The organism is Brevibacillus agri (assembly GCF_004117055.1).
Taxonomy (GTDB): Bacteria; Bacillota; Bacilli; order Brevibacillales; family Brevibacillaceae; genus Brevibacillus; species Brevibacillus agri.
The window spans coordinates 2750324-2772863 of the sequence record NZ_CP026363.1; the positions used below are offsets into that span (position 1 = coordinate 2750324).

The following is a 22540-nucleotide window of genomic DNA, read 5'->3' on the forward strand; positions in this document are numbered from 1 at the left end:
CCTTTACAATCTACAAGCTAAGGAGCAGTTATTGCTTGTCTTCAGTAAAAATCTGGAAGGTGATACCGAACTTGTCGCGCACACTGCCATAGGCAGGGCTGAAAAATGTCTCTTGCAGAGGCATATGTACTTGCCCGTCCTCTTGGAGTGTGGCGAAGATGCGCTCCGCATCAGCTTTGTCCCCTATGGAAATGCAAATGGTCACCTGATCGCCTACTTGGTGAGGCTGTCCTGGGAACGTATCGGAAAGCATCAGATGGCTCTCGCCAATTTTGAGGGTGGCATGTCCCACGAGATTTTTCGCTTCCGCAGGCAAAGGGTACTCAGGGTTTTCCGGCATTTCGCCAAAGGTCTGCTTGTACAGCACTTCGGCACCCAGTGCTTGTTCGTAAAAGGCGATTGCTTCACTTGCTGTTCCGTTCAGGACGAGATAAGGGATCAAACGCAAAGTCATTGAGGAATCATCTCCTTGGGATATGGGCTTGTTTATGGAGGGAGCAAAAGCAGCGGCTTTTCCATATCCAGATTGTACTATAAAGAACGTTTGTTCGTAAATAGGGGGTTAAAAAACCGAGGACTGGCAAAGCGTCCTCGTCTGGCAGGAAAAGCTTTTTATGCCGCCGTCTTCCTGCGAATCATCAGGAGGTAGCAGAGGATGGCGCCGAGTGTAGCGAGCGCGATGACGATCCCCATCGGAACGGCTGTGCCTTCTCCGCCAATCCCGACCAACGGCGCGACGATTCCGCCGCTGATGAAGGAGAGCAGACCTTGCAGGGCAGAAGCGCTGCCTGCGGCCTTGCTCTGGTTTTGCATCGCCAGCGAAAAGCCTGTCGCACCGACGATCCCGACGCTCGATACGACGAAGAACAGCGGAACGAGGACAGCGACCAGCCCGGCCTGGAGCAAGATCATAGCGAGCAGGGCGACACCGCCGACTGCGGCCAGCGAGATGCCGGTGACGAACAGTTTCGTTTCCTTGACTTTTCCTGCGAGCCTTCCGGTAATTTGACTGGCAATAATAATTCCGAGCCCGTTCATGGCGAAAATCATGCTGAAGCCTTGCGGAGAGACGCCAAAAATTTTCTGGAAGACAAACGGCGAGCCTGCAATGTAGGCGAACATCGCGGCTGTGACCAAGCCTTGCGACAAGGCGTAGCCCATGAATACCCGGTCTTTCAGCAGTCCGCCAAACGTTTTCAGCGTGTTGCCAATCCCGGCTTTGGAGCGGCGATGGACGGGCAACGTCTCAGGCAGGCCAAGCACGACGACAAGCAGCATGATGGCACCGATCAGCCCGAGCGCGACAAAGACGCCGTGCCAGGTAGTAAATTCCAGCAGTTGACCGCCGACAATCGGCGCGGCAATCGGCGCGATCCCGTTGATGAGCATTAGCAGGGCAAAAAATTTGGTCAGCTCGGTCCCGGAATACAGGTCGCGAACAGTCGCGCGGGCGATGACAATCCCCGCCGAGCCGGCCAGCCCCTGAACAAAACGAAGAAAGACAAACGTGTAAATCGAAGGCGCAACCGCACATAAAAAAGAAGACAAGGCATACAAAATCAGTCCGATCAAAAGCGGCATTCTCCGCCCGCGCACGTCGCTGATCGGTCCGGCAAAAAGCTGGCCGACCGAAAGCCCGATCAGGCAAGCGGTGAGGCTGAGCTGGGCCAGTGAGGTGCTCGTATGCAGGTCATCTGCGAGCAGCGGCAAAGCCGGCAAGTACATGTCCAGCGACAGCGGGCCGAATGCCGAGAGGGAGCCTAAAATGGTCGCGATCCACAAACGGCGCGACTTGCTGCCGGCAAGCGACGAGGAATCCAGTTCTTTGGCTACATGGTTCAAAGCAATGTTCAAACCTTTCTCTTGTGGAATGGGGAGAGCGACAACGCCTGGCTACTCGTTTGGTTCAGCAGATGGCTCCGTATTTTCCAGGTAAAAGGTTTGCAGGTTGTTGTGCATTCTTTCCAACATGCCTTGCAAGACGATTTTTTCTTCGTCTGTAAAGCACTCGAAGCATTTCAGTTCGAGAATGCGCAGCGCTTCCTTGACGGCTTTTGTCGCCAGCCGCCCTTTGTCGGTGAGGAAAACCCGGGAGATGCGCTGGTCGCGCTCGTCGGCGCGCCGTTCAACCAGCCCGCATTTTTCCATGCGATTAATCATGACCGTAAGCGTTGCGGGTTTTACCTGGATACGTCGGGCCAGCTCCTTTTGCATCAAGCCGTCTGTTTTGGCGAGACGCATCAGGAGAATCGGCTGCCCTGGGTAGACGTCGTAGTTTTGAATGAGATATTCAACGTTTTTCTTATGAAGCTTCATAACATGGCCCATCGCATGTGTCAAAGCAGTAGAATAATCAAATTCCACCAAAGTACCCCCGTTTTGTTAGCTGGCTAACTAAAAATTAATGTAAATGATTCTCAATCCACAGTCAATACTGATCTATTATACAAAAACGAAGCACGTTCGTCATGAGGGAGTAAAAGAATGTTGTCTCCGAAGGAAGGAGAGAAAGTAGCGGTTGTAGAAACTAACCATTCCGAAACAGGAAAGGACAAGGTGACAACGCGATGATTTTGAATGAAAAAATAAAAGCGGCGGAAGTCAGCCTGACTGGCGTGAACGGAGAGGACCTCGGGATCGTCGACACGAAAGTCGCGCTGCAAATGGCGAAGGAGCAGGGCGTCGACCTCGTTTGCCTTTCGCTCGCCGCAAGCCCGCCGCCGTGCCAGTTGGTTGGCCGCACGAACTATAAAGAGCAGCTCAACCGCGAAAAGGCCAAGCAGCGCAAAGAGGAAAAAGGCAGAAAAGTAAAGGAGCTTCGCTTGAGCGCCTATATCGAAGAGCACGACTACGATACGAAAAAGCGGCAAGCGGAAAAAATTCTCGCGGCAGGGGACGCGGTGCAATTGACCGTGCGCCTGGAGAAAAAAGAAAGCCAGGAAGCGAAAAAATTGATCGAGCAACTCGTAAAAGAGCTTGCGCATTGCGGCGTGCAGGAAAAAGGCATTCAAGTAAGCGGCAAGCAAGTGGTCGCTGTCCTGCTTCCGAAGGAGCAATAGCTGTACGGGAAGGCCCGGCTCGTAGTGACAGATGGTATTGTCGCTTCGGCCGGGCTTTTTTTCGCAAGTGTAGCCATTGGCTTGCTTGCCGCGTCTTTTTCTAATAGAAAAGACAAGCAACCACCAAACAGAAAAGCGAGTGATTTCATGCCGTTTACCTTTTCGCACCCGGCGATCGTCCTGCCGCTGCGCAGACTGGGCTGGGTATCCTTTCCGGCTCTCGTCTTTGGCAGCATGGCGCCGGATTTTGAATATTTTTTGCGCATGCAGCCGTACAGCGTCTACAGCCACACGCTGCTTGGCCTGTTTTGCGTTGATCTTCCGCTCGTGATCGTCCTGTATGTTTTGTACCGCTACATCGTCGAAAAAGGACTGCTCGCCGTCTTGCCGCTGTGGGCGGCAAAAGGCTTGGCGAGCGGGCGGCCGCAGACACGAAGCCGCAGGCGGACGTGGGTATCGCTGGTAGTGTTCGCTTACTCCGCGCTGCTCGGAAGCTACAGCCATATCGCCTGGGATGCTTTTACCCACGACGGAGGCAGCATGGTCGAACGGTTCGCTTTTTTGCAACAGCGCATCCCGCTCCTTTTTCTCGACGTGCCTGTCTACAAGCTGCTACAGCACGGCAGCACGCTGCTGGGCGGGCTTGCCATCGCGTTTGTGCTCTGGCGCACCGGACGCAAGAACGATCACGTCGAGATCAAACAGGCCACGCTGTACGGAAAAGGGCTGTTCTGGCTAGGAGTGGCTGTAATCGGACTGGGCGTCGTCGTTTGGCATGCCTTTTTCGTGAAAGGGGTGTCTCCCCTGATTCATCCGTTGCAGCAGGTCGTTCCTTTTCTGTCCGGAAGCCTGCTCGGGATTTGTCTGCTTGCTCCGCTGGCGAATCGGCCAGGTTTGAAAAAATAGGGCAGGTTTGCCTAGCTTCTGAGTATATTAATGTATGGCTGAAAAAGCATGTATTCGCACTGGCCCAAACTGGATGACACTTTTGAACATAAAGCATGGCTGCGCATCTGTAAGGACTGACAGGCAGGGACGAACGAACGTTTAGAGTGATGCACAAAGGCAGGTGACCGAACATGAGACATTCGGAAAGCAGTCTCTCCATTGATCCCAGCTCTGCTTCCACCTCTTCCAACTCAAACAGGATTCAAGTCGTTTTCAAACGCAACGATTTATCCATCAAGAAGCCCGAAACGCTGCCCGAATACGTAAATGCATCCGCACCCAGCGAATTGGCCTCCTTGTTTGATGAGCTTGAAAATTTGATCGGTCTGCAAGAAGCGAAGAAGACCATGTATGAGATTTACGCGCTGATAAAAATCAACAAGGAACGGGAAAAGCATCACCTGAAAATTGAAAAGCAAGTGTTTCATATGGTGTTCAAAGGCAACCCGGGCACGGGCAAGACGACGGTTGCCCGTTTGTTCGGCAAAATGTTCCGCGAAATGGGCATCTTGAGCAAAGGCCATCTGATCGAAGTGGAGCGGGCCGATCTGGTCGGTGAATTTATCGGCCATACGGCGCAAAAAACGCGGGAACTGGTCAAAAAGGCACTCGGCGGCATTTTGTTTATCGACGAGGCGTATTCGTTGGCCAGAGGGGGCGAAAAAGACTTCGGCAAGGAGGCGGTTGACTGCCTGACGAAAGCGCTGGAAGACTCGAACAAAGATTTCATTTGTATTATTGCCGGGTACAACGACGAAATGGAGCAGTTTCTGGAGCTGAACCCCGGCTTGCCTTCCCGTTTTCCGGTTCACATCAACTTTTCCGATTATAGTGTGGAAGAACTTTTGGACATCGCCACTCTGATGACCCGCGAAAAGGATTTTGAGCTGACGAGAGAAGCGAAAGAAAAAATCCGCCGTCTGCTGACCGGAATCGTGAATGACCCGTTCCAGCAAAATTTCAGCAACGCCCGGTTCGTGCGCAATTGCATCGAGAAAGCGATCCGGGTGCAGGCGGTCCGGCTGATGAAAGCAAACGAGCTGACGCGGGAAGAGCTGCAGCGGCTAAGAGCCGAGGACTTTCAAGTGTGACTTCTCCACGATCCATCCGTTCCCTCCGCTGCGGGGGATTTTTTTTACAGATAAGAATTCTAGAAGCTTCTTATCCAGTATAAGGGCAACTAAAGCTGCACCAAAGGCTTGGCGCAGCCAAGTTTTCTAACCCTGCGCTTTGTTCTGTAGCGAATAGGGGCGGGGTGCATCGCGACCGTAACGAAATGGGCAAAATGTGGTATGATAGGGAGAAGAAAGGGCGTGAATCGGTGAACGAACTTATCAAAACAAAAGAAACTGCGATCTTGGTCGGGTGCTACCTGGATGGCCGTGATGAGGAACGGACGCGTCTCTCCATGGAAGAACTGCACGAGCTGGCTGAAACGGCTGGCGTCGAAGTGCTCGATGTCGTGACGCAAAACAGAGATCGAATCGACTCTGCCTGGTATTTGGGGACGGGCAAGATTGATGAAATTGCCGAAAAGGCGCATGAGCTGGATGTGGACGTCATCATTTTCAACGATGAGCTGTCCCCGAGTCAGACGCGCAATCTGGACAAAATTTTTGATTGCAAGGTCATTGACCGGACCCAGCTCATTCTCGATATTTTCGCGGGGCGAGCGCAGTCGCGCGAAGGGAAGATTCAGGTCGAGCTGGCCCAGTACAACTATTTGCTGCCGCGTCTTGCGGGCCAGGGCAAGCAGCTTTCCCGGCTCGGGGGCGGAATCGGGACGCGCGGTCCGGGTGAATCCAAGCTGGAAAGCGACCGCCGCCACATTCGCAAGCGGATCAGCGAGCTGAAGCAGCAGTTGGACGACACGGTCCGGACGAGACAGCTCCATAGGGAACGCCGCAAGAAAAACAACGTGTTCCAGATTGCGCTGGTCGGCTATACGAACGCGGGCAAGTCGACGATCCTCAACCAGTTGACACAGGCCAACACGTTGCAGGAAGATAAGCTGTTTGCCACGCTGGACCCGACGACCCGCCAGCTCGTGCTGCCGAGCGGCCTGGAAGTGCTGCTGACGGATACAGTCGGCTTCATTCAAGATTTGCCGACGAGCCTTGTCGCCGCTTTTCGCTCCACACTGGAGGGCGTGAAGGAAGCCGACCTGATTTTGCATGTCGTCGACAGCCACCACCCGGATTTGCGCGTGCACATGGAAGTCGTGGACAAAATTTTGCGCGAGCTGAAAGCAGAAGAAATCCCGCAGCTCGTCGTATTCAACAAGGCGGACTTGCTGACCGAAGGCGCCTACCTGCCGCATGCAGACGAATCCATTCTCGTCTCTGCCATTCGCGAAGAAGATCAGCAACGGCTTTTGGCGAGGATCGAACAATTTGTGCTTTCCTCTTATAATGAAATGAAGCTGCGCGTCCCGGTCGAGCGCGGGGACATTTTGTCGCTCTTGCACCGCGAAGGCGTGGAGATGGAGCAGCAATTTAGCGAAGAGGAAGAATCGTACCTGGTCACCGTGCGCGTGAACCGGGACAATCCGATCTACGGCAAGATCGCTCCTTTTCTCCTGGACAAACCAGAGACTGTTGAAGAGAGTTGGTAAGATAGCAGATGTTTCAATACTTTTCCCACGGAGAAAAGCTTCGTCCGCTCGTACTGGAAGTAGAAGCGACGATCTCCGAAAGACATCGTCAAATTTCCGCGCTCGTGGACACCAATCAGTTGAAGGTGTTGCGGTCTTTTCAAAAGCATGAAGTAAACGAGTTTCACTTTTCACCGTCAACCGGCTACGGCTACGACGATTCCGGGCGGGCTACGCTGGAATCAATCTACGCAGACGTTTTTGGCGGAGAGGCGGCACTGGTTCGGCCGCACATTATTTCCGGCACGCACGCGATTGCCATTTCCTTGTTCGGCATGTTGCGTCCTGGCGACGACTTGCTCTACATCACGGGCAAACCGTACGACACCTTGGAGGAGGTCGTGGGGGTTCGCGGCGAAGGACAAGGCTCGCTCAAAGACTACGGCATCGGGTACGGCTTCGTGCCGCTGACGCCTGAGGGCGAGATTGATTTTCTCGCGGTAGCGCAAGCGATCACGCCGAATACAAAAGTAATCGGCATCCAGCGTTCGCGCGGCTACGCGGATCGTCCGTCCTTCACGATCGCCAAAATCCGGGAAATGATTCGCGCTGTCAAAGAAATGAAGCCGGATGTGATCGTCTTTGTCGACAACTGCTACGGCGAATTTACGGAAGAGCAGGAGCCGCTGCACGTGGGCGCGGACATCATGGCCGGCTCCCTGATTAAAAACCCGGGCGGCGGGCTGGTCAAAACGGGCGGCTACATCGTCGGCCGGGAAGACCTCGTCAAGCTTGCTTCGTACCGGATGGCAGCGCCAGGCATCGGTGCGGAGGGCGGAGCTTCGCTGTACTCGCTGCTGGAAATGTACCAAGGCTTTTTCCTTGCGCCGCACGTCGTCGGCGAAGCGCTCAAAGGCGCGGTGTTTTCATCGGCTCTCTTGGAGCGCCTCGGCTTTCAGACAAACCCGCTCTGGCACGAGCCGCGGACAGACTTGATTCAGTCTGTCGCCTTTGGCAGTGCCGAGCGACTGATTGCCTTTTGCCAAGGGATTCAAAAGGCAGCCCCGGTCGACTCACACGTGACGCCGTATCCGAGCGAAATGCCCGGCTACGCAGACCCGGTCATCATGGCTGCGGGGACGTTCATTCAAGGGGCGAGCATCGAGTTTTCCGCAGATGGCCCGATTCGTCCCCCGTACCTCGGCTTCGTGCAGGGCGGTTTGACGTATTCGCACGTCAAAGTGGGGATTTTAACGGCATTGAACGGCATGCTGGAAAAAGGCTTGCTCGACCTGCCTGAAAAGTAAACCGGGCACAAGCGACGGCGCGGACATAGACGAGACGGCATTCTCTACGCAGGGGATGCCGTTTTTTTGCGGCTGACACGCCGGAGAGCGGGTAGCTCCCCGCAGGAAGCGCCGACTGGCGGAAAAAGCAAGCGGCTCAATGTCCTCATGAGGCGGTTTTAAGCGAAAGCGCCGGGGTTCGAGTGCCTGGCAGCGCGGGACAAACGTGGATTTTTACCAATGCGGGTCACTTTCTGCGTGATATTTTCTAACATCCGTTGACAGTGTTTATGCTTTTGCATAAAATAAGGCATAAGGATAACGATAGAGGAGGGACAAGTCATGAGTGATGACCTTCGCCGGAATATGGCCCTCTTTCCCATTGGGATCGTCATGAAGCTGACCGATCTCACTGCGAGACAGATTCGCTACTACGAGCAAAATGACCTGATTCAACCGGCTCGCACGGAAGGGAAGCAGCGGCTTTTCTCCTTCAATGATGTAGACCGACTGTTGGAGATCAAGGAACTGATCGAAAAAGGACTCAACATTGCCGGCATCAAGCAAGTGCTGAAGCTGCAAGAACCGGTCACCGAGCCGACGGAGATTACGCAAACGTCCGAAGGCAAGCGCAAGGACATGTCTGACAAGGAACTGCACCAGTTGCTCAGACAACAGATCATGTATCGCAATGCTGCCCGCCCAGGCGAGGACGCATTGATTCGTGGAGAGCTATCCCGCTTCTTCCACTGATATAAAGTTGTGAGAGAGACAGGAGGAGAGAAATGTGAGCAAGTACACAAGAGAAGACATTATGCGATTGGCCCAGGAAGAGGACGTGAGATACATCCGCCTGCAGTTTACTGACCTGCTGGGGATTATCAAAAACGTGGAGATTCCTCTGTCCCAACTGCCAAAAGCGTTGGACAACAAAATGATGTTTGACGGTTCTTCCATCGAAGGGTTTGTTCGTATCGAGGAATCGGATATGTATCTGGTACCGGACCTGGACACCTGGGTTGTATTCCCGTGGGGCAACGAGCATGGGAAAGTTGCACGTCTGATCTGTGATATCTATATGCCGGATGGCTCTCCGTTCGAGGGTGACCCTCGCTATATTTTGAAGCGCGCGTTGAAAGAAGCAGAAGAAATGGGCTTCTCTGCGTTCAACGTGGGACCAGAACCTGAATTCTTCCTGTTCAAGCTCAACGAAAAAGGCGATCCTACGCTCGATCTGAACGACCAAGGCGGCTACTTCGACTTCGCTCCGCTCGACACCGGCGAAAACTGCCGTCGCGACATCGTATTGACCCTGGAAAAAATGGGCTTTGAAATCGAAGCTTCCCACCACGAAGTAGCGCCAGGCCAACACGAAATCGACTTCAAATACGCGAACGCGCTGCAAGCAGCAGACCAGATTTTGACTTTCAAGCTGGTTGTAAAAACGATCGCGCAAAAACACGGCCTGCATGCAACCTTCATGCCAAAACCGCTCTACGGTGTGGCAGGCTCCGGTATGCACGCGAACCAATCCCTGTTCCGCGGCAACGAAAATGCGTTCTACGACGAGACAGACGAAATGGGCCTGAGCCAAACAGCGAAGCATTACCTCGCAGGTATTTTGCAGCACGCTCGCGGCTTCACAGCGATCACCAATCCGCTCGTGAACTCGTACAAACGTCTGGTACCTGGCTATGAAGCACCTTGCTACGTGGCATGGTCGGCGAAAAACCGCTCTCCATTGATCCGTATCCCAGCCTCCCGCGGCATGGGAACCCGTATCGAAGTGCGCAGCCCAGACCCGGCAACAAACCCGTACCTCGCTTTGGCTGTCATGCTGAAAGCCGGCCTGGACGGCATCAAAAACAAAGTGACTGTACCACCAGCGATCGACCGCAACATCTACGTGATGACCGAAGAAGAGCGCGAAGCAAACGGCATCGTCAACCTGCCAGCTACGCTCAAGGAAGCGATCGAGTGCCTGAAAGCCGATCCAGTAATCTGCGAAGCCCTGGGCGAGCACGCGCTGGTACACTTCATCGAAGCAAAAGAAATCGAGTGGGATATGTTCCGCACACGCGTCCACGACTGGGAGCGCGAGCAGTACATGAGCACTTACTAAAATGGAAAAATCCCCTTGCGCCTGCTGGTGCGAGGGGTTTTTGCTTTTGTGGGCAGCTTTCGAAATTCACGTCGATGTATTGCTTTTGCCCACAATTCGCCCACAAATTTTCTAGTTGTAGATTGTTAATATGTGTTTTTCAAATTTGTCCATCCTATCTGTTTTAATTTTTTGGAAATGTGGACGAACATATCCGGCAGGTTGGGATATCACACCAGCACCTGCAAACGGACCAGGCGAGACTGGGAAAGTATGCTCCACTAATCGTGGAGCTTTTTTTTTTGCATGTTATTCGTTTCATTTCCGCCTCCATTTCATTGCGTAAGAATGCTTTCGCTTCTTCGTTTCCGGTAAGCTCCAGCAAAATCGGGTTCTCTTCGCTGCTTGCAATGACCGTAAACGTTAAAAACGGGCAGCATTTTCGCTCCAGCCGCACCCATTCCTGCACAAGCCGTAACGTATCTTGATCCCCCGGAAATTGATACTGAACCCCTTTTTCAAGCTCCGCAATGCTAATCCTTCTCGAATCAAGCTCTTCCCAAATGCTTTTGTACTCCACTCGCTCCGCTTCCGTAAAGACTGTGTGGCAACAAGCGATAGGCATTTTTGGGCTCATTTTGTCTTCCCCTTTCACGTTTCAGCAAGAATGCCTGATTTTCTACAAGCTGAACGCCCAGAGCTACCGCACCACTGACTGGAAAAGCACAAGCACAGAGCGTATGCAACTAGCAACTCATTTCATTTACAGCACCTTCCGCAAAGAGATATAATCGAATCGTAAAACTTAAAGTTAACTTTAAGTCAAGGGGGGAGTTGTTATGTCTGGACTTAGCATTGGGCAACTTGCGGCAAGGGCAGGGGTAAACGCATCGACGCTGCGTTACTATGAATCCGTTGGCTTGCTTCCTGCTCCGGAACGTCAAAATGGGCAACGCCGGTACGATGAACAACTACTCGAACGTATCAGTTTTATCAAGATCGCGCAGCAAACAGGCTTTAGCATCCAGGAAATCGCGATTTTGCTAGAAGGTTTTGAAACCAGTGGACCACTGTCTGAGCGCTGGGAACAAATGGCGAAGCAGAAACGCTCCCAACTTGAGGAAAGAAAAAAACAGCTTGATTGGATGATACAAATATTAGACAGCGGGCTAAGCTGCAAATGCCTTACGTGGTCGGAATGCCTGAAAAAAATAGAAACTACGGGTTCGCGATAGGAAAGGGCTGGGCGAGAAATGATTTCAAGAGAACAATTAGAAAAGAATCAAGTGTGGCTTTATGCGTTCGTGCTCGTGATTGCTGCTGGATTCGGGTTGTTATGGCCAGAATCAGGCGAGAGCCTTGATCGTACGATTTCGTTCGTGCTTGCCATCTTGATGTATGGAATGTTTGCCCAAATCCCTTTTTTTCGTTTAAAAGAGGCACTCTCGAATCGAAAGTTTATGTATGCGCTCCTTCTCGTCAACTACATAGCCGTACCAGTCCTTGTCTGGGGGTTAACGCGGTTTCTTCCGGCCGATCCAGCAATCTTGTTAGGGGTATTTCTTGTTTTGCTTACCCCCTGCATTGACTATGTGATTGTCTTCACCCATCTTGGGCGTGGGAACGAGAAACTCGTGTTGGTTTCAACCCCGATCCTTTTTGTCACCCAAATGCTTTTTTTGCCCGTTTATCTATGGCTTTTTATGGGCGAGAAAGCAGCAGAAATCGTGAGTGTCGGGCCATTTCTCGAAGCGTTTTTCGGGCTTATTGTCGACCCGCTGATTCTTGCTCTACTTACGCAATGGTGGTCAACAAGACAACCACGGGGAGAACGGTTTCTTGATGCAACAGCATGGCTGCCTGTGCCTTTTATGGCGCTAACGCTTTTTGTTGTCGTTGCCTCGCAAATTGCCAAACTGTATAGCTCTTTTGATTCGATCATCCAAGTGATTCCTGTCTATGCAGCATATATGGCGATTACACCGATTATTGCGCGGATTATTTCCCATCTATTCCGTTTGGATACCGGAGCAGGGCGAGCTTTGATTTTTAGTGCAGGCACGCGTAACTCTCTGGTCGTTCTTCCGTTTGCACTGGCGCTGCCGGAACCGCTAAACGGAGTGGCGTCGGCAGTGATCGTGACGCAAACCATTGTAGAGCTGATTGGGGAGCTAGTATATATTCGGCTGGTTCCAAAGGTGCTTTTGCGAGGGGCGGAGGGAATTGCGAAGAAACAAAAGTGATTCGTTTACATAAATGAGTTAGTAGAACATTTTTTATTGGGGTTTTAACGAGGCTGATCCGCTCCTGCAACCAAGAGTGGGAGCGGATCAGAAGGAACTGGCGATTTCCTGCTTTCCGGACTAGCTAAAAAGAGAGAAAGCAGAAGCTACCATGAAAACAGCACTCAAGCTGCTTATAATGAAAATAGTCCCTCTTGTTCTTTTTTTGACCAGAACGGATTGAGCCAGGAGGGAATCCGAGCATTGTTGGCGAGGAACTATTTCTGGCGCTTTTTCACGAACAGCACAGCGCTGGCAGCGACGACGCCTGCGAGGTAAATAATTGCGTACGATATGGCGCGCAAATAAGACAACTCTGAAGGAGTTCCGTTATAAATGGCGGTAGTAGCCGAGACGAGGATGATGCCGATGACGTAAACGGCCAGCCCGATCAAAATGCTTTTTCCCATGTCAATCTCTCCTTTGTGGCCTAGCTAGTGAGAGCATAACATGAATAAGGATTCATCACCATAACCCGTGCTAGACATTGAAAAAACGTAGATGTTCCTCTATCGTGAAAGTTGTCCTGACCATCACAAGATAGGAGGAAATCTACGTTGTCTAACCAGTTTACCACAGACTTAATCGGCCTTCCATCGTTTCAACTTTCCCATTGGGACAAAACGACTGAAACCGATTGGGTAGTGACTCTCACTCCCAATCCAGCCTCTCATCTGTGTCCTCTCTGCCTGAAAGAGAGCACCAATCATGCTCGCCCAGGGTACCGTCTTCTTCGTCACCGCTTTATTCCTTCATGGGGTACTGTCTGGGTACGTGTTCCTGTATATCGACAACGTTGCCACGATTGCCAGATCACCTGGACTCTCGAATGGGATGGAATTCCCTATCGAGGAACGGCTACTTTTGCGTTTCGTCAAATGGCCGTTGAGTTGTGTCAGAAGAGGGATTTGCTTAGCGTTTCCAAACAACTCGGAATCTGCTATACGACATTGGAACGGTGGTATTACCAACTGGCTCCTCAGCTTCTCGCTAAGCCCCAAGATCATCTTACGCCTACTATGGTCTGTCTGGACGAGTTTGCTCTCCAAAAAGGACACAAGTACGGTGTCAACCTCATGGATGCACAAAGCGGGCATATCTGGCAGGTTACAGAAGGGCGTTCACGTGAGCAGGTTCGTCAGGCTCTCATGAACTGGCCCTTTGCTACGCCTCCACAGGTTGTTGTGACAGACTTGGCTCCTGGAATGGCTGAGACGGTTCACGGTGTTTGGAAGGATGCCACGGTAGTAGCGGACAAGTTCCACGTCATTCAACTCTTCTCCAAATCGTTAGAAGCTGCTCGTAAACGTACCCGTTCGCGGGGAACTCATCGCCGGGGTAGACATGAACAACGTCTGCTCCACACACCTCCTGATAAACTGAAACCTGAGGAACAGGAGGAATTGAAAGCCTGGTTCGCTCAAGATCCCCATTTGGAACGCCTTTACAACGCTCTTCAGCACATGAGAACGGTATATGCAGCTCAGACAGAAGAGTCGGGAAAAGAAGCACTCCAACAATGGATAACCGAGCACCTCACATCTCCCACCTCTGCCGTCCGTTCGATTGCAAAAACAATCGTTCAATGGCGACAGTCGGTTCAGAATTATTTTTCGTTTCGAGTTACAAATGCTCCGATTGAAGGGACACACAACAAAGTGAAAGTCATCAAGCGACGAGCCTATGGGTATCGCAACATCGAGCGGTTCAAGATTCGAATTCGGCTGGAGTGTAAACCAGCCATATAAAAAAGTGAAAAACTACGCTAGAGGAAGATCAAGCACGTTTAATGGTGAAGAGCTTGAATAAGGATTATTTTCTATTTTTTGTAAAGGGTACAAAATCAAAAAGATAACATTGTTTCTTATAGGAAAGGAACCTTTATGAACCCGCAACTAAAACAACTCCTGCTCCACTTCGACGACGCAGCCGAATGGTATGCCCCGAAAGACTTCGATTACCGAAAAGAAATGCAGCAAGTAAAAATGGTAAAAGCCCGCTTGGAAGCTGAAACAGACAACCGTTTCGAACTGGACGACTGCGTACAGGACGCCTCGTTTTTCGCAGAGATGTACATCCTGGAAAAAAGCCAACACGATGCGAAAGCGAGCGGGGGAAGCTATGCGATGTGCTACGAGCTGGCGATCCGCTTTTCGGCCTTTGGACGGTTCGTGACGATCCTTGGTGCTTTTGACGAGACGGGAAAGCAACCAGACATGAACCGCATCATCGCCACGCTGCAGGAGAACGGCTACCGCTACATCCCCGCAGACGAGCTGAACACCTTGTACGATGGGAAAAATCAAGCGATGATCGGCGAATACACCTGGTGGAACCGATTTTTCGACTACTTGTAACAGCCGCATCCTTCTTTTGCCCGCCGCTTTGGACGAACCATTTTTGTCTAGCGGGGCTTAACCTATCCGATCCACGTACATTCAGTTCGCCCGGCATGCCGAAACAATCGTTATCTCGCTTCCGACCGGCCTATCTGGCTGTACCATGCTCAAGCCAATGGAAGCTGAGAGGGCAGTTCCCCCGCCTAAACAGCGAGTGGCGGAACAGTTTGGATGTACTCGCCACGCTGGCAAAATAAGAGAAACGCTAGCAACTCCCGTGAAAAAGATTAACCTCACCTAACTTTGGTCAGGAGACAGCAAATAGAGAAGCAAAGTATAGTAAAGGTACCCGAAAGGAAAATCCTCCCTTTCCGTTGATGGACGCCATTGTCGATGAAAATCGCCCTCCTGATGGCGTGGCCTTTGTGGAAGCTCCATTTCTCCGCGCAGTTTTCGCAAAGATAGCGGGCTTCATCAAAGATTCGGTCAAAAGAACGAATGCATCCTCTCGCCCGTTTGCCGTCAACTGCCCCTTGAGTTGCTTGAGGGGTATTTTTTATGAAAACGGCTCCTTGTTCGCTAAGCTTGAACAAGGAGCCGCCACTGTTTTTCGCGCATGATCGTGTTTCTGCTCATTTGACCATCGTAGCCAGAAAATCATGCAGTTTTTCCAGCGAACGAATATTTTGATTGCAAGTGACGCTGTCTTGACACAAGTAGTTTCCTTTTTTCAAATACGTGCCGTTGCCCGCCCCCCGCGCTTCCAGGACGAACATGCCGATGTCGGTAATTTTGTTGCAGATCGCACAAATCCCTTTTTTGGGCAGGGGAGTAAAAACGCCGTGAATGCCGATCAGCTTGTCAGGGTAGTAGGCGATAATGTACTTTTTGTCTGCCCCGCTGTCGAACCAGCTTACATACGACGTTTCGGCATACGGGATTTCCGCTGTCGCAGGCGGCTTGAGCTTCTTGACCTTCGGGAACATTTTTTTGATCGCTTGCTCGGTCAAAGCGGGAAAAGGGATGATATACGGCGAGAGCCGCAGCAAAAACTGTTTGGCTTCGTTCTTTTCCTTGATGGCTGCGAGTGGCGCAAGCAGTTGTTTTTGTTCCTCTGTCATGCCGGGGAAGAGCTGGAACACGGATTCCTGGGCGATTTCTTTGCGGGCCCGGATGACGTTAGGGTCTGTGCTGCTTGTGTATGCGTTCAACAAGGTTTGCACCTGTGCTTTGATGAAGTGATAGTGGTGGGGTGAAATAAATGGTTGCATCTTTCTGGTTCCTCCTTGCAGCGTACTCCGTCAGGCGTGAGGAGTTGTGATGGTGTTTGTACCTTCTACTGTAAAAGGAGCGGAGTGCGCTGCAAAGGGAAAGAACGATTGTAAAAAGAACTCGGCATAGGAAAAGCACTGACCGTCTCGTGGACGCGCCAGTGCTTTTGTCTATTTGGCATACACAATCTTTTTGATCGTTTCCGTCGAGAGAAAGTACTGCTCGGCCAGCTCCTGGATGGAGGCGCCTTCGCGAAAAGCGTTGCGGATCGCGCTGTTGCGTTCATCCAACTGTTTTCTGCCGCCGGTCCGGGTCCCCCATTTGTGATGGGCCGTCTTCGGTTTCGGAATGTAGATGATTTCTCCCTGCACGTACTTTTGGATTTCTGCGATCAAGGTTTCTGGCAGCATGCTGGCTGCATTCACATATTTCATTTCCGCTCGCTCCTTATTTTTGAAGTGAAAAATAAGGGGCAAAGCCAGGAAATAAGAAATGAGATACGTTAGAGAAGGCGATGAATTGTCTAAACGACTGTCCACCTCATGCAAAGTATCGCCTTATTCCCAGGCTTTGCATGAGACGCTGCAGTATCTGGCAAACCAATTCCATTCACCAACCACACACCCCCTCGTTCGCGTTTTCTCCCTGCGCGCCGCCAAGTGCCCGCGCAGTAGTTCCCATTATAAATCATCTGTCCGCCATTTGCACCGCGGCTCTGGCGATTTTTTCGCCACGCGCGCGCCGTCCGCCTATGCGACAAAGGAGCGGGGGACTCTTTACCTGGTCACAAGAGTGCGGAGCTGTTCTTCCGTCCACTTTTCCACATCCAGCAGCGCCTGGTATGGATCGTCTCCCGGAATGTTAAAATAGGAGGCAAAAGCAGGTTCGGTTTTCAGGCCGTCTTGCTTGAGCTGGCGGATGGCGCGGAGGGCGTCAGCGCCACCGAGCAGCAGCAAACGGTGCTCGACGACCATGTGCCGATACGCATTTTGCTGTTCGACCGGGCGCGGTTGGGCAAACAGCTCAAACCAGAAGCCGCAGGCAAAAAACGCAATCAGGCAGGTGGGCACGCCTTGCACGAGCAGACGAGCTTCCTCGTAGCCTTCATACGCCGCATACGAAGCGCGGACGACGTCGGCAAACTGCTCGAGGTCGTGGCACTCGCAAATAATGTCCAGATCGCTGTCCGCAATGTCGATGTCCAGAGGGATCGTACCTGCGAGCACGGGATCGAACGCTTGCAGCCGCTGCATGACCGCGGATTGGGCGATGGCCTGGCCCGCAGCTTTTTGTTTCGGTGTCCCGTTGTGCAAATAAGAGAGGTCGCGCCAGTTTCGCGTCATAGTAACCCTCCGCTTTCGTTAAAATAGGCAGGTACTCCTCGCAGACGGCCTCACGGATTCGCAAAAGAAGAGTGCAACTTCAATCGGCTTTTTCTCGTATTACCTATGTGAGAGGAGTGCATAGAGAATGGATATTGTTCTTTGGATTATCGTGTTGGTGCTTTTCGCGCTAAGTATCGCCGGTATATTTTTGCCAGTACTACCCGATACGATTTTACTGTGGGCAGGCTTTTTGCTCTACCACTTTTTCATAGCCGATCCGGGAGCGGGGTTGCCAGCGTCTTTCTGGTGGGGGATGGTGGTGCTCAGTATCTTGCTGTACGGTGCGGATTTGTTGACCAACATGTTTTTCGTGAAAAAGTACGGCGGCTCCAAATGGTCTTCGGTGGCTGCGGCCGTAGGGATTGTTCTCGGAATCTTCGTGTTCCCGCCGTTCGGGATGCTGATTATGCCGTTCGTGCTCGTGGTGCTGGTGGAGTTGCTCGTGCAAAAGCAGCCGATAGAGAAAGCGGTAAAGGCAGGCTTTGGCTCGCTGATCGGCTTTTTGGGAAGCGCAGTTGTCAAAGTCGTGTTGCAGGTGAGCATGATCGTCTGGTTTTTCCTTGCCAGATAAATATAATGATAGAGACGAAAAAGGACAGCGGAGGCTGTCCTTTTTTCATGCGCTGGAACGATTAGTGGATGAGGCGATAGACGCCAATGACTTTTCCGAGAATGGTGACGTTGTCCAAAATGATCGGTTCCATCGTCGCGTTTTCCGGCTGGAGGCGGAAGTGGTTCTTCTCTTTGAAAAAGCGCTTGACGGTCGCTTCGTCTTCTTCTGTCATGGCGACGACGATATCGCCGTTGTTGGCGACGTGCTGCTGGCGCACGATTACGTAGTCGCCGTCCAGGATACCGGCGTCGATCATGCTGTTCCCGGAAATCCGCAGCATGTACACCTTGTCTGAAGTCACGATATTTTCTGGAAGCGGGAAGTACTCTTCGACGTCCTCAATCGCGGTAATCGGCTGCCCGGCGGTTACTTTCCCGATGACGGGAACGCGAACGACAGAGTCCTCGAAGTTGTCCTGGAAGCGGTCTTCCTCAGACAGCAGTTCGATGGCGCGAGGCTTGGTAGGGTCGCGGCGGATCAGCCCTTTCTTTTCCAAGCGCGCCAGATGACCGTGCACAGTAGAGCTGGAGGCAAGTCCGACAGCTTCGCCGATTTCGCGGACGGATGGAGGATAGCCTTTGTCCCGGACTTCCTTGCGAATAAATTCGATTATGGCTTGTTGTCTGCTGGATAATTTTGACATAGAGAGACACCCCTGATTTCTCGAACATGTTTTCCTATATTATACCATGGGAGCTTGCGTTCGACAAACATAAGTTCGATTTTGATGCGAACAGGAATTTTTGACAGGGTAAATGCATTTGATTCGACAGCATCGGCCAAATCTCGAAAAAAGCGCGGGCGGGCGGCCGGAGCCGTAAGTTGCAGCCGTTCCATTGTAATAGAGCCGGGCTAACTCCAAGTCGGCAAACAGTTCCATCGTCGCGGAGCCGGGCTTACGTCGAGCCACAAGCCGCTCCATCGTCGCGGAGCCGGGCTTACGTCGAGCCAAAAGCCGCTCCACTGTCGCAGAGTCGAGCTCACGTCAAACCGCCAGCCGCTCCAGTACCGAAGAGCCGAGCTTACGTCAAGCCACAAACCGCACCAACGCGGCACACTTGGACTTCTGTTCAGGTAGCAAGCAACCAGCTAGAAACGAGCTAAATCCACCCCAATAGAGTCGCCCGGCAGCGTCATCCGAAGCAAAAACGGCTGCGCACAGCAGCTCCGCGCGAATTTGCGAGACGGCGGTTTTTGTATTGACATGAACATATGTTCTCATTTATGATAGGGATACGAACTTATAGAACGTATGTTTGCAGGGGGTCATATTATGAATGCCATGTCTATCCATAACCGTTTCGAGAAAAAGCAGCCTCGCCGCGTCCGTTTGGGCATCACGAGAGGACAAGCTATTTTGTTTTTGCTGACGTTCTCTCTCTTTTTTTACTTGCTTACCGAACTGGTGTTTGCCTCTTCTGCGCATAAAGAGCCGCTAAAAGGAAAAGAAGTGACCGTTCGCTCCGGCGACAGTCTTTGGACGATTGCTGTGCGCCATCATCATTCGGAAAAGGTGGATGTGCGCGATCTGATTTTCGATATCAAAATGGCGAACAACCTCGACAGCAATCTCATTTATCCGGGGCAGACCTTGTTCATCCCGGAAACGGACTGATTCGAGCACTTGCCCGCCATCCGCTCTCTTGCCAGTTCCGACTGATATGATATAATAAAGCGGCATTACTACAGAGTGGGAGGAACCGGAACGTGGTATCTGACGCGGAAATTAAACGAATCAACGAACTGGTCAAGAAATCTCGCGAGGTTGGCTTGACTGACGAGGAAAAGCAGGAGCAAAAAGCTCTGCGCCAAAAGTACATCGATGCGGTCAAGATGTCGCTTCGAGCGAATCTGGATTCCATCCGCTATGTGGAAGATCTTGAGGAAAATCGTCCAAAACAGTAAACTTACTTGTATTGATACGGCAGACATCCTTGCTTGACGCTCGGGTGTCTTTTTGTTCCTGACGACATCTGCCAGTTTTGCAATTGAGGAGGGGGACCAATGGCATGGGTGGCTGTAGCGGTTGGGGGAGCAGTCGGCTCGTTGCTTCGTTATGTGCTGGCGCTGGTTGCCAATCAGCCGGGCTGGCCTGTAGGCACGTGGCTGGCGAACATCATTGGCTCGTTTGCCATCGGCGTTTTGTTTGTGATCGGCAAGGAGCGGGGAGGCTTCTCGCCTGAGCTGTATCTTTTGTTTACGACAGGTATTATGGGCGGATTCACGACGTTTTCCACATTTTCGCTGGAAGTGGTTTCGTTCTGGGGAGGGGGACAATGGCTGCGCGGGCTCGTTTACGCCCTGCTCAGTATCGTGGTCGGCCTGCTCTCTTGTGCCGCGGGAATCTGGCTTGCCAGACAAATGCAATAACGACCATCACATTGATAAAAGACGAGAGGGGGGATGGGTGTGAGTACCCAACACCGCGATTACGAGGCAGAACAAAACAAGCTGGATGAGACGATTGCATTGATCGATGGGGAGATCGCTCGGCTGCGCGAAGAGATTCGGGAAGCGACCGACGATTACGTCAAGCAGGTCGTGAACGCAAGCAAGGCAAAAGACCTGCGTTATTTGGAGGATCACGGACGCGACAAGCCGTACTTTGGCCGAGTCGATTTTCTCAAGGACGAGGTTTACGAGCTTGACCAGGTGTACATCGGAAAAAGAGGGATCGTCCGCAGCGATACGTTTGATTCGATCGTCGTGGATTGGCGAGCGCCCATTGCCAGTCTCTATTATTCCGGAGAGAGCAAGGATGCGTTTTACCGGATGGGGCGCGAGATCGTGCGCGGCGAGGTGAGATTGAAGCGCAACTTCGCGATTGAGGACGGAAAAATCGTCGGGATTTACGATGGCGCTGTAAAAGAGACGATCAACCGCGAGATGGGGCACCCGGACGAGTTTTTGCAGGAAGGCTTCATCGACGAATTTTTGAACGCCAATCTGAACTTGACGAATGACAGCCGCTTAAAAGATATCGTCGCGACGATCCAGTCGGAGCAAAATGACATCATTCGCGCGGAAAAAGATCGGCCGATCGTCGTGCAAGGGGTTGCGGGCAGCGGAAAGACGACGATTGCGCTGCATCGGCTGTCGTACCTGATTTACAACTACCAGGATACGATGATGTCGAAAAAATTTATGGTGTTCGCCCCGAACCGGATGTTTCTGACGTACATATCAGAGGTGCTACCCGAGCTTGGCGTCGACGATGTTCAGCAATCGACGTTTGTAGACTGGGCGGCGCGGCTCGTGAAGCCGCTCATGCCCAAAGGCTGGCGGATCGTGAGCCCGGACAAACCGCTGCAGTTGTTTTTTGAAGAAGGGCAGGACGAGCGGGAGCAGGAAATCACCCGCCATCGGCTGCGTTTCAAAGGCTCGCTGGCGTGCCGGGAAGCCATGGAAGAGTACATACGCTACGTGATCGAGACGAGAATCCCGTTCAAAAAACTGAGTTTTCTTTACAACAAGACGAAGCAAGTGTTCTCCATCCCGGGCGAGACGATCCGGCAGTTTTTTCTGGAGCAGTTCGGGTCCTTGCCGTACCATCGGCGCGTCGATGCGCTGCGCAAGCATTTGAAGCAGGAGATGAACAAACAGCTATTTTCGCATTTGCGCGAGCGAAAAGTCGACCTCGACAAGCAAGGGCTGGCCAAGTTTGAAAAAATGCTGGAGCAAATTTTGGATACGTACCTCGTCTCCTTCCCGCGGCTGGACATTTTCGAGTCGTACCGCGAGCTGATCGCAGAGGAGGAGCTGTTGCGCAAGCTTGTCCCTGCGGACATTTCCGACGAAGTGGTCCGCGATGTGAGCCGGTCTTCTGCGGCGCTGTTTGCCCAGGAGCGGCTGGAAGCGGAGGATATCGCGCCGCTGTTGTATTTGCAGCATATCATCGAAGGGATGAACAAGGCCGGGCATTTCGACCATACCGTCGTGGATGAAGCGCAAGACTTGAGCGCGTTGGAGATTGCCGTGATTGCGCTCGCGACGAAGCGCCACTCGCTGACGATTGTCGGCGACATCGCCCAAGGCATTCACAGCTACCGCGGCATTCACGCGTGGGAGGAGCTGACCCAGGGTATTTTCGAACAGCTTCGTCCCGCCTACTACACGCTGGCGCAAAGCTATCGCTCGACAGTTGAGATCATGCTGTGCGCCAACGAAGTGCTGCGGCAGATTGAGCTGCCGGAAGCCGTCTTGGCGAAGCCCGTCTTGCGCCATGGCGAAAAGCCAATCATGGTCGAGGCCGATTCGCGCGCCAAGCTGTGGACGGAAGTCAGCTCCCGGGTGGCCGCTCTGCAAAAGGAAGGGTTGCAAACAATCGCGATCGTCACCAAGACGATTCAGGCGAGCAAAAAGGCGCACAAGGCGCTTGCAAAGAGCATTGCCGATTTGACGCTGCTCGGCAGCAAAGACAACCAGTTTCCGGGCGGCGTAACCGTGATGCCTGCCTATTTGACAAAAGGCTTGCAGTTTGACGCGGTCATCGTGGTCGATGTGGATGCGTATCAAAGCAACGAATGGGACGCGAAGCTGCTCTACGTGGCGATGACCAGGCCGGTGCATCGCCTCGTGCTGACGAAGATGGCAGGGGAGCAGGCGCCACTGCTGGCTGAGCTTTCGCCCGAGCTGTACACGCAGGCTTGAACGTGGCAAATA

Annotated in this window: 25 protein-coding genes; 16 read left to right on the forward strand and 9 right to left on the reverse strand. The window is 52.4% G+C overall.

Annotated features, from left to right (window positions below; all coding sequences use genetic code 11):
- Positions 1 to 28 precede the first annotated feature (28 nt).
- From BA6348_RS13780 to BA6348_RS13790, 3 genes are all read right to left on the reverse strand, one after another.
- Positions 29 to 454 (reverse strand): VOC family protein, encoded by a 426-nt coding sequence (locus tag BA6348_RS13780; protein WP_005835652.1) that lies wholly within the window; start codon positions 452 to 454, stop codon positions 29 to 31.
- Between the two features lie 158 nt (positions 455 to 612).
- Complete coding sequence (locus tag BA6348_RS13785; RefSeq protein ID WP_165329024.1) at positions 613 to 1842, reverse strand: multidrug effflux MFS transporter; 1230 nt, start codon at positions 1840 to 1842, stop codon at positions 613 to 615.
- A gap of 51 nt (positions 1843 to 1893) precedes the next feature.
- Complete coding sequence (locus BA6348_RS13790; protein ID WP_005835655.1) at positions 1894 to 2364, reverse strand: MarR family winged helix-turn-helix transcriptional regulator; 471 nt, start codon at positions 2362 to 2364, stop codon at positions 1894 to 1896.
- A gap of 203 nt (positions 2365 to 2567) precedes the next feature.
- On the opposite strand from BA6348_RS13790, the gene infC reads away from it, so the two are divergent.
- From infC to glnA, 7 genes are all read left to right on the forward strand, one after another.
- Entirely contained in the window at positions 2568 to 3059 is a 492-nt protein-coding gene (infC, locus tag BA6348_RS13795; RefSeq protein ID WP_005835657.1) for a translation initiation factor IF-3, read from the forward strand.
- 147 nt (positions 3060 to 3206) lie between these two features.
- Entirely contained in the window at positions 3207 to 3965 is a 759-nt protein-coding gene (locus tag BA6348_RS13800) for a DUF4184 family protein (protein WP_007786934.1), read from the forward strand.
- Positions 3966 to 4138: 173 nt separating this feature from the next.
- A complete protein-coding gene (locus tag BA6348_RS13805) occupies positions 4139 to 5098 on the forward strand; it encodes an AAA family ATPase (RefSeq protein WP_005835660.1) in 960 nt (319 codons plus the stop codon).
- A 230-nt stretch (positions 5099 to 5328) separates the two neighbouring features.
- Complete coding sequence (hflX, locus tag BA6348_RS13810) at positions 5329 to 6621, forward strand: GTPase HflX (protein WP_025846016.1); 1293 nt, start codon at positions 5329 to 5331, stop codon at positions 6619 to 6621.
- Positions 6622 to 6629: 8 nt separating this feature from the next.
- On the forward strand, positions 6630 to 7907 hold the full coding sequence (locus BA6348_RS13815) for a methionine gamma-lyase family protein (RefSeq protein ID WP_005835663.1): 1278 nt from the start codon (positions 6630 to 6632) through the stop codon (positions 7905 to 7907).
- A gap of 321 nt (positions 7908 to 8228) precedes the next feature.
- Entirely contained in the window at positions 8229 to 8639 is a 411-nt protein-coding gene (locus tag BA6348_RS13820; protein ID WP_005835664.1) for a MerR family transcriptional regulator, read from the forward strand.
- A 34-nt stretch (positions 8640 to 8673) separates the two neighbouring features.
- Positions 8674 to 10008 carry a type I glutamate--ammonia ligase gene (glnA, locus tag BA6348_RS13825; protein ID WP_005835665.1) on the forward strand — a complete coding sequence of 445 codons (1335 nt, stop codon included), beginning with the start codon at positions 8674 to 8676 and terminating at the stop codon, positions 10006 to 10008.
- Between the two features lie 163 nt (positions 10009 to 10171).
- On the opposite strand, the gene BA6348_RS13830 is transcribed toward glnA, so the two are convergent.
- Positions 10172 to 10624 (reverse strand): hypothetical protein, encoded by a 453-nt coding sequence (locus tag BA6348_RS13830; RefSeq protein ID WP_242507349.1) that lies wholly within the window; start codon positions 10622 to 10624, stop codon positions 10172 to 10174.
- A gap of 202 nt (positions 10625 to 10826) precedes the next feature.
- Between BA6348_RS13830 and BA6348_RS13835 the strand changes: the two genes are divergently transcribed.
- Complete coding sequence (locus tag BA6348_RS13835; RefSeq protein ID WP_007786942.1) at positions 10827 to 11222, forward strand: MerR family transcriptional regulator; 396 nt, start codon at positions 10827 to 10829, stop codon at positions 11220 to 11222.
- An 18-nt stretch (positions 11223 to 11240) separates the two neighbouring features.
- Complete coding sequence (locus tag BA6348_RS13840; protein ID WP_122952484.1) at positions 11241 to 12230, forward strand: arsenic resistance protein; 990 nt, start codon at positions 11241 to 11243, stop codon at positions 12228 to 12230.
- Positions 12231 to 12487: 257 nt separating this feature from the next.
- Here the strand turns inward: BA6348_RS13840 and BA6348_RS13845 are convergent, their stop codons facing one another.
- Positions 12488 to 12679, reverse strand: a complete 192-nt coding sequence (locus BA6348_RS13845) for a hypothetical protein (RefSeq protein WP_005835813.1) — start codon at positions 12677 to 12679, stop codon at positions 12488 to 12490.
- Between the two features lie 147 nt (positions 12680 to 12826).
- On the opposite strand from BA6348_RS13845, the gene BA6348_RS13850 reads away from it, so the two are divergent.
- Together BA6348_RS13850 and BA6348_RS13855 are read left to right on the forward strand one after the other, a co-directional pair.
- Positions 12827 to 14017: an ISL3 family transposase gene (locus tag BA6348_RS13850; protein ID WP_129552197.1), complete on the forward strand. Its 1191-nt coding sequence runs from the start codon at positions 12827 to 12829 to the stop codon at positions 14015 to 14017.
- A gap of 135 nt (positions 14018 to 14152) precedes the next feature.
- A complete protein-coding gene (locus tag BA6348_RS13855; RefSeq protein WP_007786948.1) occupies positions 14153 to 14626 on the forward strand; it encodes a hypothetical protein in 474 nt (157 codons plus the stop codon).
- Positions 14627 to 15240: 614 nt separating this feature from the next.
- On the opposite strand, the gene BA6348_RS13865 is transcribed toward BA6348_RS13855, so the two are convergent.
- From BA6348_RS13865 to BA6348_RS13875, 3 genes are all read right to left on the reverse strand, one after another.
- A complete protein-coding gene (locus BA6348_RS13865) occupies positions 15241 to 15879 on the reverse strand; it encodes a FusB/FusC family EF-G-binding protein (RefSeq protein WP_122952627.1) in 639 nt (212 codons plus the stop codon).
- Between the two features lie 171 nt (positions 15880 to 16050).
- Positions 16051 to 16314: a CD3324 family protein gene (locus BA6348_RS13870; RefSeq protein WP_005835805.1), complete on the reverse strand. Its 264-nt coding sequence runs from the start codon at positions 16312 to 16314 to the stop codon at positions 16051 to 16053.
- A 342-nt stretch (positions 16315 to 16656) separates the two neighbouring features.
- Positions 16657 to 17223, reverse strand: coding sequence for a DUF4269 domain-containing protein (locus BA6348_RS13875; protein WP_026557290.1), 567 nt, complete (start codon positions 17221 to 17223; stop codon positions 16657 to 16659).
- A 127-nt stretch (positions 17224 to 17350) separates the two neighbouring features.
- Here BA6348_RS13875 and BA6348_RS13880 point away from each other — a divergent pair, with 127 nt between their 5' ends.
- Positions 17351 to 17836, forward strand: coding sequence for a DUF456 domain-containing protein (locus BA6348_RS13880; protein WP_005835801.1), 486 nt, complete (start codon positions 17351 to 17353; stop codon positions 17834 to 17836).
- A 61-nt stretch (positions 17837 to 17897) separates the two neighbouring features.
- Here BA6348_RS13880 and lexA read toward each other — a convergent pair whose 3' ends face one another.
- On the reverse strand, positions 17898 to 18521 hold the full coding sequence (gene lexA, locus BA6348_RS13885; protein WP_005835798.1) for a transcriptional repressor LexA: 624 nt from the start codon (positions 18519 to 18521) through the stop codon (positions 17898 to 17900).
- 630 nt (positions 18522 to 19151) lie between these two features.
- On the opposite strand from lexA, the gene yneA reads away from it, so the two are divergent.
- The 4 genes from yneA (at position 19152) to BA6348_RS13905 (ending at position 22528) form a co-directional block, all read left to right on the forward strand.
- Entirely contained in the window at positions 19152 to 19493 is a 342-nt protein-coding gene (gene yneA, locus BA6348_RS13890; protein ID WP_005835797.1) for a cell division suppressor protein YneA, read from the forward strand.
- Positions 19494 to 19585: 92 nt separating this feature from the next.
- Positions 19586 to 19783 carry a DUF896 domain-containing protein gene (locus tag BA6348_RS13895; RefSeq protein ID WP_005835795.1) on the forward strand — a complete coding sequence of 66 codons (198 nt, stop codon included), beginning with the start codon at positions 19586 to 19588 and terminating at the stop codon, positions 19781 to 19783.
- A 99-nt stretch (positions 19784 to 19882) separates the two neighbouring features.
- Positions 19883 to 20248, forward strand: a complete 366-nt coding sequence (gene crcB, locus BA6348_RS13900; protein WP_122952628.1) for a fluoride efflux transporter CrcB — start codon at positions 19883 to 19885, stop codon at positions 20246 to 20248.
- A 39-nt stretch (positions 20249 to 20287) separates the two neighbouring features.
- Positions 20288 to 22528 (forward strand): HelD family protein, encoded by a 2241-nt coding sequence (locus BA6348_RS13905; RefSeq protein ID WP_007786956.1) that lies wholly within the window; start codon positions 20288 to 20290, stop codon positions 22526 to 22528.
- Positions 22529 to 22540: the final 12 nt, after the last annotated feature.

What these genes read in the sequence shown, in the direction of transcription:
- BA6348_RS13780 (WP_005835652.1), bottom strand. Translation starts at nt 454, where the DNA reads ATGACTTTGCGTTTGATCCCTTATCTCGTCCTGAACGGAACAGCAAGT.
- infC (WP_005835657.1), top strand. Translation starts at nt 2,568, where the DNA reads ATGATTTTGAATGAAAAAATAAAAGCGGCGGAAGTCAGCCTGACTGGC.
- BA6348_RS13800 (WP_007786934.1), top strand. Translation starts at nt 3,207, where the DNA reads ATGCCGTTTACCTTTTCGCACCCGGCGATCGTCCTGCCGCTGCGCAGA.
- BA6348_RS13805 (WP_005835660.1), top strand. Translation starts at nt 4,139, where the DNA reads ATGAGACATTCGGAAAGCAGTCTCTCCATTGATCCCAGCTCTGCTTCC.
- BA6348_RS13815 (WP_005835663.1), top strand. Translation starts at nt 6,630, where the DNA reads ATGTTTCAATACTTTTCCCACGGAGAAAAGCTTCGTCCGCTCGTACTG.
- BA6348_RS13820 (WP_005835664.1), top strand. Translation starts at nt 8,229, where the DNA reads ATGAGTGATGACCTTCGCCGGAATATGGCCCTCTTTCCCATTGGGATC.
- BA6348_RS13830 (WP_242507349.1), bottom strand. Translation starts at nt 10,624, where the DNA reads ATGAGCCCAAAAATGCCTATCGCTTGTTGCCACACAGTCTTTACGGAA.
- BA6348_RS13835 (WP_007786942.1), top strand. Translation starts at nt 10,827, where the DNA reads ATGTCTGGACTTAGCATTGGGCAACTTGCGGCAAGGGCAGGGGTAAAC.
- BA6348_RS13840 (WP_122952484.1), top strand. Translation starts at nt 11,241, where the DNA reads ATGATTTCAAGAGAACAATTAGAAAAGAATCAAGTGTGGCTTTATGCG.
- BA6348_RS13845 (WP_005835813.1), bottom strand. Translation starts at nt 12,679, where the DNA reads ATGGGAAAAAGCATTTTGATCGGGCTGGCCGTTTACGTCATCGGCATC.
- BA6348_RS13855 (WP_007786948.1), top strand. Translation starts at nt 14,153, where the DNA reads ATGAACCCGCAACTAAAACAACTCCTGCTCCACTTCGACGACGCAGCC.
- BA6348_RS13865 (WP_122952627.1), bottom strand. Translation starts at nt 15,879, where the DNA reads ATGCAACCATTTATTTCACCCCACCACTATCACTTCATCAAAGCACAG.
- BA6348_RS13870 (WP_005835805.1), bottom strand. Translation starts at nt 16,314, where the DNA reads ATGAAATATGTGAATGCAGCCAGCATGCTGCCAGAAACCTTGATCGCA.
- BA6348_RS13875 (WP_026557290.1), bottom strand. Translation starts at nt 17,223, where the DNA reads ATGACGCGAAACTGGCGCGACCTCTCTTATTTGCACAACGGGACACCG.
- BA6348_RS13880 (WP_005835801.1), top strand. Translation starts at nt 17,351, where the DNA reads ATGGATATTGTTCTTTGGATTATCGTGTTGGTGCTTTTCGCGCTAAGT.
- lexA (WP_005835798.1), bottom strand. Translation starts at nt 18,521, where the DNA reads ATGTCAAAATTATCCAGCAGACAACAAGCCATAATCGAATTTATTCGC.
- yneA (WP_005835797.1), top strand. Translation starts at nt 19,152, where the DNA reads ATGAATGCCATGTCTATCCATAACCGTTTCGAGAAAAAGCAGCCTCGC.
- crcB (WP_122952628.1), top strand. Translation starts at nt 19,883, where the DNA reads ATGGCATGGGTGGCTGTAGCGGTTGGGGGAGCAGTCGGCTCGTTGCTT.